The following is a 14,080-nucleotide window of genomic DNA, read 5'->3' on the forward strand; positions in this document are numbered from 1 at the left end:
AAAAGGGGGAGTCTCAATGGGAAAACGAGATTTGCGGGCCTATCTCGCACAGCACGTACTAGTGGGTGACGGAGCGATGGCTACTCAGCTATACGAGCAGGGAGTTCCTATTGGCGTTAGTTTCGAAGAGTTATGTTTAAGTAATCCACAGATAGTCCGCAACGTACATGCCGCTTATTATGAAGCGGGAGCACGGCTGATTGAGACGAATACATTTGGGGCTAATCGGGATAGCTTGTCCCGATATGGCCTAGAAAGTAAGGTTACGCGGATGAATCGAGCCGCGGTAACCATTGCGAGGGAAGCGGTCGGAGATGATGCTTTCGTAGTTGGAGCGATGGGTTCAATTATTGCTGGACGTGTCCGTACTAAGCAAATCGACCAATTTAAAGACCAATTCGAAGAGCAAGCTACTTCTCTTTTGCATGCAGGCGTAGATGGAATTTTGCTGGAAACATTCTTGGATGTTGATGAATTATTGCTAGCGCTGGAGGTGATACGTCCTCTTACAGAGCTGCCCATCATAGCCCAGCTTGCTACATTGGAAGTGGGTACCACGCGTGATGGTCATTCGTTGACGCATGCCTTCCAGCAGATTAAGGATCAAGGAGCGGACGTAATAGGACTCAATTGCCGATTGGGGCCGGCAGAAATCCTGCGTTCCTTCGAAGCTACAGTATGTCCAGATGATGTTTTTCTCTCTGCATTTCCGAATGCAGGCCGTCTTGGCATGGCTGATGGAACCCTTTCTTACAAATCATCTCCAGACTACTTTGCGGAAAGTGCCTTACGCTTACATGAACAGGGTGTAAGACTAATTGGGGGGTGTTGTGGTACAACGCCGGAGCATACTAGAGCAATTGTTGAAAATTTGGCAGGTCGCAAACCGCAGCCACGGGTGAATCCGCCAGTTCCCATTCATTCGGAGAGAATCGAGGTGCAGGCCGTTCAAAAACGTCTTCAGCCAAGTATTATCGAAGAAGTAAAGCATAATCCTACGATTATCGTTGAGTTCGATCCTCCTAAGGACCTGCATACGGAAGATTTCTTACAGGGCTGTTGTGCTTTACATGATGCCGGTGCGAATGCAATAACGCTGGCAGATAACTCACTAGCAACAGTTCGTATGAGCAATATGGCGTTAGGAGCCATGATGAAGCGATTAGGGATAGAGCCGCTGCTGCACATTGCCTGCCGCGACCGTAATCTGATTGGACAGCAATCACATTTAATGGGTCTTCACGCACTGGGTATTGACCAGGTGCTAGTTATTACGGGCGACCCTTCACGTTTTGGAGATTTGCCGGGTGCTAGTTCTGTCTATGATGTGAGCTCGTTTGACTTAATCCGGATGGTAAAGCAGTTAAATCAAGGCTACGCGTTTTCAGGCAAACAATTGAAGCAGCATGCTCAGTTTATTGTGGGGGCAGCTTTTAATCCGCATGTGCGTCATTTGGATGCAGCGGTGGCTCGTTTGGAAAAGAAGGTCGAGGCGGGAGCCGATTACATTATGACGCAGCCTGTTTATGATGCCGAGACCATTGTACAAATATATGAAGCCACGAAGCATATTCGTGTACCTATCTTTATTGGAATCATGCCCTTAACAAGCTCGCGTAATGCAGAATTTTTGCATAACGAGGTGCCTGGCATCAAGCTGTCCACCTATGCATTAGAACAAATGAAGCTATTTACGGGGGAAGACGCTCGTCAGGAAGGCAATCGTATGGCAAAGGAACTAATCGATGTAACGCTTCAATACTTTAATGGAATATACTTGATTACCCCGTTCAATTACTACCAGATGACCGTTGAGCTGACCCAATATATCAGGCAACAAGAGCAAGTAAAAGCAGGGTTTAAAGAAGCATCCAGCTCATAAGGAGAGGAGTTAATCATACCGTCTGGATAAAGGAAGACCCTTACAAGAAACGTAGGAGGTCTTCTTCGTTATGTACCTTTTTTACGGTTTTGGACAACGGAATAAATAAAGTGAACCATAACCAAAAAAATCAGAATGCCAAGCAAAATATTTGTAGTCTGTATCGCTTTACTTATCTTGCTTAATTCCGAATGAATCCCGATTAAAGCATTCCCTGTCTTACTGCTGATATCACCAATACTGTGTGCAATATCGTTAAAATATTGACGTAACGAAGAAAAATCCATTATTTCCCCTCCAACCAAAAAATTAGATATTATTGGTTAGTATTCTATATTTGGGTAGATAAACACCATTTTTTCTTCCCAAATGTGACAAATCAGAAAAGAAAGTGAAAAATTTCTCATAAAGTGACATATATAACTTTTGCATTTAAGCCGAACCCGTTATACTACGAATGTAGAATGAAATAGAGATAATTTCTTGTATGTCTAAAGGGAAGGAAGTGTTAGAAGCATGCTGCATCCTGTTGCTGAACAGTTAATTTGTTTCTATGAAATAGGGAATATTGATGATTTTCCAAAGAAAGTAGGCCGAGTGGTTTGTGTAGAAGAAACAGAGGTTGCTCTGTTTCGTTTAGATGATGATCAATTCTATGCAGTGGCTAATCGAAATCCACATCCTAGGGGAGGCACATTAGTAGACGGAATCGTTTCTGATCTATTTTTGTATGACCCTTTGTACGACTGGAAAATTTCGCTGGTCGATGGAACAGTACAAGCTCCTGATCGAGGCCAAGTAGAGGTATACCCTGTAGTGGTCGAAGGAAAAACGGTGAAACTAGGCTTGCCTGCTTGCGATAACTTTTTATCTTAACATACACGTGCCTAACACCTAAGGAGTTGGAGACCTTGTATACTGACACTCTGGAAATAATGGCTAAGAACGCAGTAAAGAAAAAAGAGATGCTGGATAAAAGCATACCCCGTTATTTGCTACACGCGGCACTAGCAGGCTGCTATGTAGGCATTGGAATCGTATTAATCTTAACAGTAGGTGAGCCGCTGCTGCAAGCGGGCTCCCCTCTTACGATGACATTGATGGGCGTGTCGTTTGGAATTGCTTTAACCTTGGTAATCTTTGCTGGTTCTGATTTGTTTACTGGCAATAATATGTATTTCACCATAGGTGCCTTAAGCGGTGCGACTAAATGGAAGGATGCAGGGAAGAACTGGGTATGGTGCTGGATTGGTAACCTACTCGGTGCAACTGTTTTCTGTCTGATTATTGTAGGTTCGGGCGTGTTTAGTCATGCTTCAAGCGACCATATGCTGTTTTATCTAGCAGCCAAAAAAATGAACATACCAACTGTGCAATTATTTTTCAGGGGAATTCTTTGTAACTGGTTAGTATGCTTGTCTATTTGGACAGCGACCCGGGCAAAGGAGGATACAGCGAAACTAATTCTGATTTTCTGGATGTTGTTTGCCTTTATTACCTCTGGCTATGAGCATAGTGTAGCCAACATGACAGTGCTAACGCTGGCGCTAATGCTGCCTCACCCAGAGACCATTACCATTGCAGGCTGGGTTCATAATCTGAGCATTGTTACACTGGGTAATATTGTCGGAGGAGCATTATTTGTAGGCACCATGTACTGGCTGGTATCCCCTGTAAAAGCCAAGTTTACAAAAGGAAAACAACAGGAAGAACGTAAAGAAATGAAGCAGATAGGACCACCAACAGATAGCGCTACTCTGCAAGCGAAATAATATATACTTCATTCGGGTAAAAAAGGCCTGCTCCTCGGCACTTGGGAGCGGGCCTTTTGTATTTTTAGTAAGCATCCCGCCACGATAACAAGATATGCGAGTGGTTGACAGAATAATGAGATAATTTACAGGGAAATCTGAAATCAAGTGAGTACACTTTTTCTACTAAAAAAAACCAACCGGATAGTGTATTGTGGTACTATTACTGTTGATGGTAAACAATCGGGTATTTCCATTTAAATAAACGATAGATAGAGAGAAAAAACGATTATTTTTATTAAAAAGTGGGAGAGATTTACTTGTCTAATAGCACGATAGCGTATATCAAGGTATCGATTGCCATGTCTATTATAGGTAGCTTTGTAGTAGTAAATAAATTTATTTTAGAGCAAATCCCTATTTTTTTAGCGTCTGAATTAAGGCTATTGATTGCTAGCCTTATTTTACTGCCAATGTTTTATCGAAAAGAAAGAAGGCTTCCTACCTTATATAAAAAAGATGTTTTTGTTCTACTTGTACAAAGCTTCGTAGGGATTTTTCTATTTAGCATCTGCTTGCTATACGGCTTGCAATATACGTCCGCTGTTGAGAGTGGAATTGTACTGAGCTGTACGCCAGCTGTAATGGGAGTCATTGCGTACGTTTTTCTGAAAGAGAAATTAGGGTTTGCCAAGATTTCGGGGATTTTGCTTACTATTTTAGGAACGGTTTCTATAAATGTATTTGGAATTATTGCTACGAACAGTATAAGCTTTAGCTCATTATTCGGGAACTTTCTCATTCTTTGTGCCGTTATAGGGGATGCTATCTTTTTTTCGTTTGGAAAACTACTATCGAAAGCTTGGTCTCCTTTAGCTATCTCAACGGCATTAAGTATTATAGGGGCAATTTTATTTTTACCACTAGCTGTACATGATGCACTAAGCGTCGATCTTTCTGAAATATCCATAACGGTTTGGCTGTTGGTTTTCTACACAGCAATTGTCGTAACAATTTTGGCTGTCATTTTAATGAATCAGGGATTAAAAGTGATACCTGCAAGTGTAGCATCCGTGTTTACTGCGTTAACACCAATTACTACGATTTTATTATCGAGCTTAGTGCTGAAAGAAGATATCTATTGGTATCATATTTTAGGAATGGGGTTTGTAGTATTGGGGATTATTGTACTGACCCGAACAAATGAAAAATCAGTAGGGATGAATGTAGTAAAAACAGACGAAGCTAAATGATAATTACGTCAATTGAGTGACATGGCGGTTTGTTCAATACCATTATAAATAGCCCCCCTGCGGCGGCATCTAAAAAAAGATGAGCGTGCAAGGAGGCTATTTTTTATATTTCTATAAGAAACTAACTTGTCTTATTTCTATAGCTGATATAAATCCTTATATTTCGTTTCTAAATAATGAACTAGATAGCTTGCATTTACTTGTTCTCCGGTAACATGCTGCAATAGTTCCTGAGGAGATTTCATTTTTCCGAATTGGTGGATATTCTCGCGTAACCATTGGTTGATCGGTGCAAATTCACCTGCGCGTAAAAGATCATCGAAATTAGAAAGCTGTTTTTTCATGGCATGCGTAAATTGAGCGGCATAAACATTTCCTAGGGAATATGTTGGGAAGTAACCCATTAGGCCGCTTGACCAATGAACATCCTGTAAGACACCAAGATCATCGCTAGGTACATCGATGCCTAGGTATTCTTTCATTTTGTTGTTCCAAATTTGTGGAAGCTCTCCTACTTCAATGGTTTCATTGATTAAGCCCTTTTCGATTTCGTAGCGAACCATGATATGCAAATTGTATGTCAGTTCGTCTGATTCCGTACGGATGAAGGATGGTTCCACCAGGTTGGCTGCCCGATAGAAATCTTGTAAGGCTACACCGGCAAACTGCTCAGGGAAAGCTTGTTGGGCCGCTGGATAGAAATGCTCCCAGAAAGGTAAGCTGCGTCCTACCATGTTCTCCCAAAAACGAGACTGGGATTCATGAACGCCCATCGAAGTACCGTTGCTTAGCAATAGACCATTATAAGCCGCATTTACATTTTGCTCATACATACCATGACCTGCTTCATGAATGCTGCTCCATAGTGCGTAACGGAAGTCCTGTTCATCGTAACGGGTGGTTAGGCGGACATCGGTGGAACCGAAGTGAATGCAGAAAGGATGGGTACTCGTATCCAGACGTCCAGCTTGGAAATCAAAGCCGATTTTTTTAAGCACTAGCTGATTAAATGCCGCTTGATCTGCTTTGGCAAAATGCTTTTCCATAAAGCTAATATTTGGGCGGCGATTTGATTCATTGATCGCATGAACCAAAGGAACAGTTTTATCACGCAATAAGGTGAAAATTTGATCTAATTGTTTTACTGTCATACCAGGTTCATATTGATCCAACAGGGTATCATATTTATCTGGCTTCGCTCCCCAGTAATCAATGAATTCCAATTTCATTTTAACTATTTTTTCCAGGTAAGGACGGAACAGGGAGAAATCATTTTTTTCGCGAGCCTCTTCCCAAAGATTTTCAGCTTGGCTTGTAACAAGCACATATTCCTGATAACGGTCGGTAGGAATCTTTTTGTTTAAGTCAAATTCCTTTTTGGATTCTTCCACTAATTTTTGAGTGACCGTATCTAACTGCTTGTAGGCTTGCTCCTCAGTTAGACGTTGCAGGAAATCTTCCATTTGATCGGAAGTAGAAAGCTTGAATGCCTCAGTGGATAAGGTCGAAATCACTTCAGAGCGAGCATCCATTCCTTTTTTTGGTGCTTTTGTGCGAAGGTCCCAGTATAAGACGGCAGTTGCATTGTTGTATGCCTGAATTTTTTTCGAGAAAGTAGTAAAATCCGCAGCTAATTGGTTAATCGTACTCATAGACAGAACGCCTCCTAAAGATAATTTTCTGATAAAAAAATTTTGTTTGAAAATTATGTATATACAACGTGCCTACGATTTCTTCGCATAAGCACGCTAACTGTCTCATTATTATAGCGGATTTTTTGTCTAAGTACATCTATCTTCAGCAAAAGAAAAGCAGGCAATTTATTTGTTCTCTTTATGTTTTGAATAACTGCTGATGATATAGCCAATAAAGAAAATAGCAAGGATAGGCGCCATGATGATCGTCCAGTTCATCTTACTATTATGGGTATCTTTAGCTTGGGCGATCTCTTCTAAAGAGCCAGCGACGATATTCTTTGTTTTGGCATCCATCCACTGAGTCTTGTTATCATTTCATCAATCTTAATTTCTGCCTACTGATAATGAAAGCACTATCAACAAGAGGCCGATCATTTTTATATGACTGATGATGTCCACGCCCTTTGTTGTGAAAATATAGAAATCTTACACATGATTTATGAAGCATGTTGGATAAAGTTTCATGAAAGGTAAGACGTGGTTGAAGAGAATCGTGTTTATTGTAGACTTTTCTCTTTTATCGTGGCGAGTTTGTTTGTATAATCGTACTGGTAGAGAAGCGTAAGGAAGAATATTGATTGCTATAGGAGAATGAATAAATGACTCAATCACAAGCGAATTGGGAGAATGAAATTACGAGACGGCGTACATTCGCTATCATTTCCCACCCGGATGCCGGGAAAACGACCATGACTGAAAAATTATTGTATTATGGAGGCGCTATTCGAGAAGCCGGCGTGGTGAAAGGACGTAAAAATTCGAAGCATGCTACTTCCGACTGGATGGAGATTGAGAAAAAACGTGGTATCTCAGTAACCTCCTCCGCGATGGACTTTGAATATAAAGGACACCATATTAACATTTTGGATACACCTGGACATGAAGACTTTAGTGAAGATACGTACCGTACATTGACTGCTGCCGATGCCGCTGTCATGATTATTGACGTGGCAAAAGGGGTAGAGGCGCAGACCATTAAGCTGTTTAAGGTTTGTCGGATGCGCGGAATTCCTATTTTTACCTTTATCAACAAATTGGATCGTCACGGAAAGGATCCGTTTTCTCTTTTAGAAGAACTTGAGAATGTTTTGGGAATCCGCTCTTATCCAATGAATTGGCCAATCGGTATGGGTAGCGATCTTTGCGGTGTATATGACCGCATGAAAAATCGCGTTGAGCTGTATCAGGATGGCAGCGATCACCAGGAGATATCCTCCGTTGAGGTAAGTGGACCTGATGATCCTAAAATTAAGAGCAGCGTAGGCGAGGTTTTGTACGATCAGCTTCAGGAAGAGGTTTCATTGTTAGATATCGCTGGCGATGAATACGATGAGTCGCTGATTGCTAAAGGGGAGCTAACCCCGGTATTTTTCGGGTCGGCGATCAATAACTTCGGCGTGCAAACCTTCCTGGAAAATTTCTTGCAGATGGCGCCGTCTCCTTCACCAAAGAAAAGTACGATTGGTGAAATTGACCCATTAAGTGGTAAATTCTCTGGTTTTATCTTTAAAATTCAGGCGAACATGAATCCGGCGCATCGGGACCGTGTAGCATTTATGCGAATTTGCTCAGGTAAATTCCAAAGAGGAATGAGTGTTCGTCACGTGCGGCTAGGCAAGGATATTAAATTGGCTCAACCCATGCAATTTATGGCGCAGGATCGCGAAATCGTTGAAGAGTCATTTGCTGGTGACGTGATTGGATTATTTGACCCGGGAATTTTTCAAATTGGAGACACACTCTGTGTTGGGCCTGCATTTGAATATGAGGAAATGCCACATTTCTCTCCAGAATTCTTTGCTAAGGTGACCGTTAAAGACGCGATGAAGCATAAGCAATTTCAAAAAGGCATCATGCAATTGACAGAAGAAGGTACCGTGCAGTTGTTTAAGACCCATCCATGGGAAGAACTCATTCTTGGGGTGGTAGGTGTCTTGCAATTTGAAGTATTGGAGTATCGCTTGAAGGCAGAGTACGGCGTTGATATTGAATTACAACGCATGTCTTATCAGATTGCTCGCTGGATCGAAGGGGATAAAGAGGCTGTGGATGCGGTTAAATCACGTAGCCAATCCGTTACAGATCGTTATGGTCGTCTCGTCATGCTATTTGATAGTGAATACCAATTGCGAATGGCTCAGGAAAAATATCCGAAGCTTACTTTCCATGAAAGTTCACTAGGATTACACCGTGTAACGGACTAACATACAAAAGCAACTGCTAGAAGACGCAAGGGATGCAAAGACATCTTTTGCGTCTTTCTTATATAAAAAGGTTTTTTCATTCATGAAGCGGACAGCCACTCTCATATAGTGAAAAGAGCAGTAGCAAAGGAAGGAGTGGAAATTGTTTTGCGGAGAAAGTATGCCCTTTGGTTGCTGTTTGTCATTTTGTTTTTGGCCTCGTTTGACATGCATGCACAAATGCCCCTCTTGTCACCCTTTATTGAAGAATTAGGAGCGCCTGCTTTGCTAATTGGACTATTGTTAAGCGCATATTCCTTCACTAACCTGATTGGCAATTTGACAGCAGGACCTATCATTGATCGTTATAGCAAAAAAGGATTTATTAGCGCAGGCTTGATGATCTCGGGAATTCTATTAATGCTGCATGGGATTATTGATAGCTCTACGCAATTGCTCGGTATTCGTTTGACCTATGGGTATGTTATGGCTTTTGTTTCGCCAGCTTGCTTTGCAGTACTCGCCTCATCTGCGGATACGATTGATGAGCAAAATAAAATATTTGTGCAAAAAGGGATTATTCTGACCTTTGCCTCCATTTTGTCACCAGCGGTCGGGGGATTTCTCGCGGGAAAATTTGGATTTGCTAACTCCTTTGTCATTCTGGGCTGGGTAATGCTAATCACAGGGCTAATTGCATTGCTTTTTTTACCCAAGCATAGTGGCGATGCAAGGAGGATGACTCCTGAGGAATGTGTATTCAAGGAGGAGGTACAGGAACAAAAGCAGGACCACCAAAACAGCCTGAGCAAAAAGAAAACGGTAAAAGCAACGCTACAGGTGATATTCGGAAGCATCGGGATGTATCCCGCTTTCTTTTCCGCCTTTGCTATCATGTATGCACAAGGGACTATGATGTATGAAGTACCGCTATTAATTGCACGTCAGCATTTAGATCCTACTGTCACTGGAATGATTTTTAGCATGATGGGCATAGGCTCCTTGCTTACACTAAGCATAGCGCAGATTCAACGTAAATCGCCTGTGGTTCGCTGCTTAATTGGCCTATCTATGTTGAGTGCAATGTTTTATGCGACAGCAATGAATTGGAATGTCTCGATTTACTGGATGATGTTTTTAGTGGGGGGAGCCTTTGGGCTGTTATTTCCTGCAATGACAACCATTTTAACCTCTTATGCACCGCGTCAGCTCTACGGAACCGCATTTAGTTTTTACTCTGCTATTATGTCTGCTGGAGCTATATTAAGTCCGATAGTGGCTGGAATATTTGATAATATCAGTCGCTCATTTTTTACTGGATTTCTCGTACTGATGACGGCTAGTGTGTGTTGCATCCTGTTTCAGGATAAAAAGTGGCAAGCAGTCTCTCCGGTGCGGCGCTGATATGGCGCCATGACGGGGAGAACTTTCATTTTTAAAGGAGTGAATTGTCATTAGATGGTAAATCTATTAGAGAACGAGGATAAATAAAAAACTTCTTGTGCAAATCGGTACAAAACTATTGCTAGTATGGCTTTTAGCCCCCATACTAAAACTAATTTTGTTAAGGAGGAATGTACATGTCTACAAAACGCAGCATGTGGTCATTGTCAACTACTGCTCTCGTACTTATTCCAGTAGCAGTTGGTGTAAATTACATCGGTAAGCTGTTTGCTGGACTTTTAAAATTACCTTTGTGGCTGGATGCTATTGGAACAGTGCTGGCAAGTTTGCTTGCAGGTCCTATTATCGGGGGATTGTCTGGACTCATTAACAACATTATTTATGGTTTAACAGTGGACCCGATTTCGTTTGTATATGCGCTAACGAGTTTATGTATGGGCTTGGTTGCAGGGGTAATGGCTTTTAAGGGCTGGATAAACAGTTGGGGTAAGGCGGCGGTTGTCGGATTAACTGTTGGAATCACCGCTGTACTTATTTCTACACCCTTAAATGTATGGTTTTGGGGAGGACAGACAGGGAATCTATGGGGCGATATTGTGTTTGCTTCTGTAATGAACAAGACACAATCCATCTGGCTTGCTTCTTTCTTAGACGAACTAGTGGTGGATGTTCCGGATAAACTCTTAACGGTTTTGGTTGCCTATGGGATATATCGTGTATTGCCAAAGAGCCTGATTCATATGTACAAAAACAAGTCAGATATTGAGTCACTGGATTAAGTTGGCAGATAAGAGGTGTAGAAACCATGAAAACATTAAGTCTATATGTTCAAAAGGATACGGTAATACACCAGATTGATCCGATTACCAAGCTTTTCTATATTGTTTTTGCTATATTGGTACCTATTATTTTACCGTCTCTGTACACTGCATTGTTTGGGATGATGGTGAGCTTCCTTATTTTATGGATTGGCAAAGTGTTCAGACGCGCTTTGGCAGTCATTAGCTTTGTTGGATTTGTGCTGATAACGATTGTGCTTATCCAAGGTTTTTTTCATGTGAAAAATCAAACGGTACTATTTCATATTGGCTCTTGGGCGTTTTATCAGGAAGGCCTTCTATATGCGCTGGGAATTTGTTTTCGCGCCCTTAATATTGTAGGAGCCTTTCTCATTCTTGTCTTGACGACGAAACCGTCCGATTTAATTGAATCGCTTGTCCGAAAAGGATTGTCGCCTCGCTTCGGATATGTGTTAAGCTCTGTATTTCAAATTATCCCGCAAATGATGGCAAAAATGGAAACGATTACAGATGCACAGCGATCCCGAGGAATGGAGACGCAAGGAGGCCTGCTGACCAGAATGAAGGCATTTGTTCCGCTAATCGGTCCGGTCGTATTAAGCTCGCTCATTGATACGAAGGAACGAAGCCTCGCTTTGCAGGTTCGTGGATTTAATGTGACTGGTCCTAAGACGTTCTTGCAGGAAGAAACACAATATGCACATGGAACAATGTTGCGAGCACTGATGGGGGCATGCATAGTGATTGCGGTTGTTTGGAGGGTTATCGGATGAGTCACATTGAGATTAAACAGCTAAAATATCGGTATCCGATGAGCGAACAATTGGCGTTAGATGGTGTAAGCATGACAGTGCAACGTGGTGAGTTCCTTGGTGTGATTGGACAAAATCGAGCGGGTAAATCAACATTTTGCCAAGCATTAACTGGCCTGGTCCCTCATTTTTATAAAGGAGCCTATGGGGGCAGTGTGATGATTGATGGCACGGATGTGGGCAAAGCAGGAATTGACGATACCATACGCAGGGTGGGCATTGTCTTTCAGAATCCTTTCACACAGGTGACAGGTGCCAAGCTAACGGTGTATGAAGAAATCGCGTTTGGCTTGGAGCAATTGGGTGTGCCTCGTCAACAGATGAGGGAGAGGATTGATCAAGTCCTCCATTTGTTAGATATCGAGGAATGCAAGGACCGTGCCCCATTTGACTTGTCAGGTGGTCAGATGCAACGCATGGCAATTGCTAGCGTCATTGCTATGCGCCCTCAGGTGATCGTGCTAGATGAACCTACGTCTCAGCTTGATCCCCAAGGCTCCGAGGAGGTTTTTCGCGCTATCCATAGTTTGAGTCAAGAAGGCATGACCGTCATATTGGCTGAACACAAAATGGAAAAGCTGGCCGAATACGCTGACCGTATTGCTTTATTTCATCAGGGAAAATTGATTGATGTGGATACACCGTCCCGCCTCTTTTCACGCGATGATTTGGCTCAGTATGATATTCAACCACCTGTCTATACCAGAGTATGTCGTGAATTAGGGCTAAAAGTACCTGGTGCAAATACATATCCTGTTACATTAGAGGAAGCGCAGCGTTCTTATAAGGCATATCAGCAGTCAAAAAGGCAAGAGACGGTTGAAGGAAAACAAATACAGGATTCCTTGAAAACAACAATAAAGCCTATCGAGCACCATGGGCAAAAAAGTTTGCAGTCTAATGAAGGTGACCAGCATGATTAAACTAATGGATGTTCGTTTTGGTTATCAAAATGGCCAGGAAGTACTAAAAGGAATATCGCTTGCCTTTGACCAACGCACAACAGCTGTTATTGGTCAAAATGGTGCGGGGAAAACAACGCTCGTCAAGCTGCTAAAAGGCTTATTGCAGCCTACAGCGGGTGACATTCTGATTGGAGAGGTTCATACAAAAACAGCGACGGTAGCTCAGCTTGCTGGCTCAATTGGGCTCGTCTTTCAAAATCCACATGATCAGATTTTTAAAAGAACGGTACTAGACGAAGTGATGTTTGGCCCCCTGCAGCTCAAGGCAGACGTGCAAACGGCAAAGCAGCGTGCCAAGGAAGCCTTGCAGCTAGTAGGCTTGTGGGATCGTCATGCCGAGAATCCTCATGATCTGGGACTATCGGAGAAAAAACTAATTACCATCGCATCTGTGGTTGCGATGAATACGCAGGTTATCATTTTAGATGAGCCAACAATAGCACAGGACGATGCTGGAAAACGGCGGATTGCTGAAATTATTAGGCAGTTGCAACAGGAAGGCAAACTAGTGCTGGCTATTTTGCATGATATGGATTTTGTGGCTGCCCATTTTGAGCGAACCATTGTCTTGAACCAGGGGCAGGTACTAGTTGACGCAGACACTCGCCATGTCTTTTCCAATCAGGAGCTTTTACAACGTGCAGGATTGGACACGCCTTATGTGACTCAACTGGGCAAAAAGTTAGGGGAAGCTAAAACCGTCCTGACAGCGGAGGAACTGATTGAAAGATGGTCAAGTAAGAGCAAGTAGTCCACGTAAGTCTGTTTTGTAACTGATTAAAATTTATCGAAAAAGCCCACGATTTCTATCGCTGAAGAGAAATCATGGGCTTTTCGGGGTAAGTCTAAAAATGAATCATATGTAGGGATTTGAGAGAGGAACAATATAGGTTTATTCCTCAACTAAATGCCGGTTTTCAAAGACCCTTACCTGACCGACGGGATGTATTGAAATCCAGATCTTTTGTAGATATTGATTCCATCAGGAGAGACTTGGAGGACACATAGAGGAATCCTTTTTTTTTGGCTTCTATGACAAGAAAGTTAAACATTGCAGATCCAAAGCCTTTTCCCCTGTATTTTTGATCTTGTGGCAATATCGTAAAATACCAACACTCTCTTTTGTGAAAACCAGGGAACCAATTGATACCACCTCCTCTTTGTATGCACCAAGATAGGCCTTCATCTTTTCACTAAATAATTGCGGATAGGAGGAGAGTTGCTCATAATAAGAGCGTATCAAGGGTGATTCTGGTGACGTATGAAAAAGAGAGGCCAGAACTTCGCCAAATTGCCTGATATCTTCATCAGTTGATACTTGGCCTTATGACAA

General features: G+C 42.3%; 13 protein-coding genes. 10 read left to right on the plus strand and 3 right to left on the minus strand.

Annotation, left to right across the window (positions count from 1 at the left end):
* Positions 1-16 precede the first annotated feature (16 nt).
* Positions 17-1,882, plus strand: a complete 1,866-nt coding sequence (locus tag QZ995_RS07430) for a bifunctional homocysteine S-methyltransferase/methylenetetrahydrofolate reductase (RefSeq protein ID WP_301805022.1) — start codon at positions 17-19, stop codon at positions 1,880-1,882.
* Between the two features lie 68 nt (positions 1,883-1,950).
* Here QZ995_RS07430 and QZ995_RS07435 read toward each other — a convergent pair whose 3' ends face one another.
* A complete protein-coding gene (locus QZ995_RS07435) occupies positions 1,951-2,169 on the minus strand; it encodes a hypothetical protein (protein WP_064018008.1) in 219 nt (72 codons plus the stop codon).
* A gap of 229 nt (positions 2,170-2,398) precedes the next feature.
* Here QZ995_RS07435 and nirD point away from each other — a divergent pair, with 229 nt between their 5' ends.
* From nirD to QZ995_RS07450, 3 genes are all read left to right on the plus strand, one after another.
* Positions 2,399-2,758: a nitrite reductase small subunit NirD gene (gene nirD / locus QZ995_RS07440; protein WP_301805027.1), complete on the plus strand. Its 360-nt coding sequence runs from the start codon at positions 2,399-2,401 to the stop codon at positions 2,756-2,758.
* Between the two features lie 35 nt (positions 2,759-2,793).
* The gene (locus tag QZ995_RS07445) at positions 2,794-3,654 is read left to right on the plus strand and encodes a formate/nitrite transporter family protein (protein ID WP_301805029.1); all 861 of its coding nucleotides are present in this window, start codon (positions 2,794-2,796) and stop codon (positions 3,652-3,654) included.
* Between the two features lie 299 nt (positions 3,655-3,953).
* Complete coding sequence (locus QZ995_RS07450; protein WP_301805031.1) at positions 3,954-4,886, plus strand: DMT family transporter; 933 nt, start codon at positions 3,954-3,956, stop codon at positions 4,884-4,886.
* Positions 4,887-5,023: 137 nt separating this feature from the next.
* Here QZ995_RS07450 and QZ995_RS07455 read toward each other — a convergent pair whose 3' ends face one another.
* Both QZ995_RS07455 and QZ995_RS07460 read right to left on the minus strand, forming a co-directional pair.
* Complete coding sequence (locus QZ995_RS07455; RefSeq protein ID WP_301805033.1) at positions 5,024-6,538, minus strand: carboxypeptidase M32; 1,515 nt, start codon at positions 6,536-6,538, stop codon at positions 5,024-5,026.
* A gap of 168 nt (positions 6,539-6,706) precedes the next feature.
* The gene (locus QZ995_RS07460) at positions 6,707-6,877 is read right to left on the minus strand and encodes a hypothetical protein (RefSeq protein ID WP_301805035.1); all 171 of its coding nucleotides are present in this window, start codon (positions 6,875-6,877) and stop codon (positions 6,707-6,709) included.
* A gap of 305 nt (positions 6,878-7,182) precedes the next feature.
* Between QZ995_RS07460 and QZ995_RS07465 the strand changes: the two genes are divergently transcribed.
* From QZ995_RS07465 to QZ995_RS07490, 6 genes are all read left to right on the plus strand, one after another.
* The gene (locus QZ995_RS07465; RefSeq protein ID WP_301805038.1) at positions 7,183-8,787 is read left to right on the plus strand and encodes a peptide chain release factor 3; all 1,605 of its coding nucleotides are present in this window, start codon (positions 7,183-7,185) and stop codon (positions 8,785-8,787) included.
* Between the two features lie 147 nt (positions 8,788-8,934).
* Positions 8,935-10,170 carry an MFS transporter gene (locus QZ995_RS07470; RefSeq protein ID WP_301805041.1) on the plus strand — a complete coding sequence of 412 codons (1,236 nt, stop codon included), beginning with the start codon at positions 8,935-8,937 and terminating at the stop codon, positions 10,168-10,170.
* 176 nt (positions 10,171-10,346) lie between these two features.
* A complete protein-coding gene (locus tag QZ995_RS07475; protein WP_301805042.1) occupies positions 10,347-10,949 on the plus strand; it encodes an ECF transporter S component in 603 nt (200 codons plus the stop codon).
* A 26-nt stretch (positions 10,950-10,975) separates the two neighbouring features.
* Positions 10,976-11,743, plus strand: a complete 768-nt coding sequence (locus tag QZ995_RS07480; protein WP_301805044.1) for an energy-coupling factor transporter transmembrane component T family protein — start codon at positions 10,976-10,978, stop codon at positions 11,741-11,743.
* Entirely contained in the window at positions 11,740-12,705 is a 966-nt protein-coding gene (locus tag QZ995_RS07485; protein WP_301805047.1) for an energy-coupling factor ABC transporter ATP-binding protein, read from the plus strand. The genes QZ995_RS07480 and QZ995_RS07485 overlap by 4 nt, the downstream gene beginning before the upstream one ends.
* Positions 12,698-13,498, plus strand: coding sequence for an energy-coupling factor ABC transporter ATP-binding protein (locus QZ995_RS07490; protein ID WP_301805050.1), 801 nt, complete (start codon positions 12,698-12,700; stop codon positions 13,496-13,498). Before QZ995_RS07485 ends, QZ995_RS07490 begins: the two co-directional genes overlap by 8 nt.
* Positions 13,499-14,080 lie beyond the last annotated feature (582 nt).

The sequence above is a fragment of the Brevibacillus laterosporus genome (genome assembly GCF_030489605.1).
Taxonomy (GTDB): domain Bacteria; phylum Bacillota; class Bacilli; order Brevibacillales; family Brevibacillaceae; genus Brevibacillus_B; species Brevibacillus_B laterosporus_E.

What these genes read in the sequence shown, in the direction of transcription:
- QZ995_RS07430 (WP_301805022.1), top strand. Translation starts at nt 17, where the DNA reads ATGGGAAAACGAGATTTGCGGGCCTATCTCGCACAGCACGTACTAGTG.
- QZ995_RS07435 (WP_064018008.1), bottom strand. Translation starts at nt 2,169, where the DNA reads ATGGATTTTTCTTCGTTACGTCAATATTTTAACGATATTGCACACAGT.
- nirD (WP_301805027.1), top strand. Translation starts at nt 2,399, where the DNA reads ATGCTGCATCCTGTTGCTGAACAGTTAATTTGTTTCTATGAAATAGGG.
- QZ995_RS07455 (WP_301805033.1), bottom strand. Translation starts at nt 6,538, where the DNA reads ATGAGTACGATTAACCAATTAGCTGCGGATTTTACTACTTTCTCGAAA.
- QZ995_RS07460 (WP_301805035.1), bottom strand. Translation starts at nt 6,877, where the DNA reads ATGGATGCCAAAACAAAGAATATCGTCGCTGGCTCTTTAGAAGAGATC.
- QZ995_RS07465 (WP_301805038.1), top strand. Translation starts at nt 7,183, where the DNA reads ATGACTCAATCACAAGCGAATTGGGAGAATGAAATTACGAGACGGCGT.
- QZ995_RS07475 (WP_301805042.1), top strand. Translation starts at nt 10,347, where the DNA reads ATGTCTACAAAACGCAGCATGTGGTCATTGTCAACTACTGCTCTCGTA.
- QZ995_RS07480 (WP_301805044.1), top strand. Translation starts at nt 10,976, where the DNA reads ATGAAAACATTAAGTCTATATGTTCAAAAGGATACGGTAATACACCAG.
- QZ995_RS07485 (WP_301805047.1), top strand. Translation starts at nt 11,740, where the DNA reads ATGAGTCACATTGAGATTAAACAGCTAAAATATCGGTATCCGATGAGC.
- QZ995_RS07490 (WP_301805050.1), top strand. Translation starts at nt 12,698, where the DNA reads ATGATTAAACTAATGGATGTTCGTTTTGGTTATCAAAATGGCCAGGAA.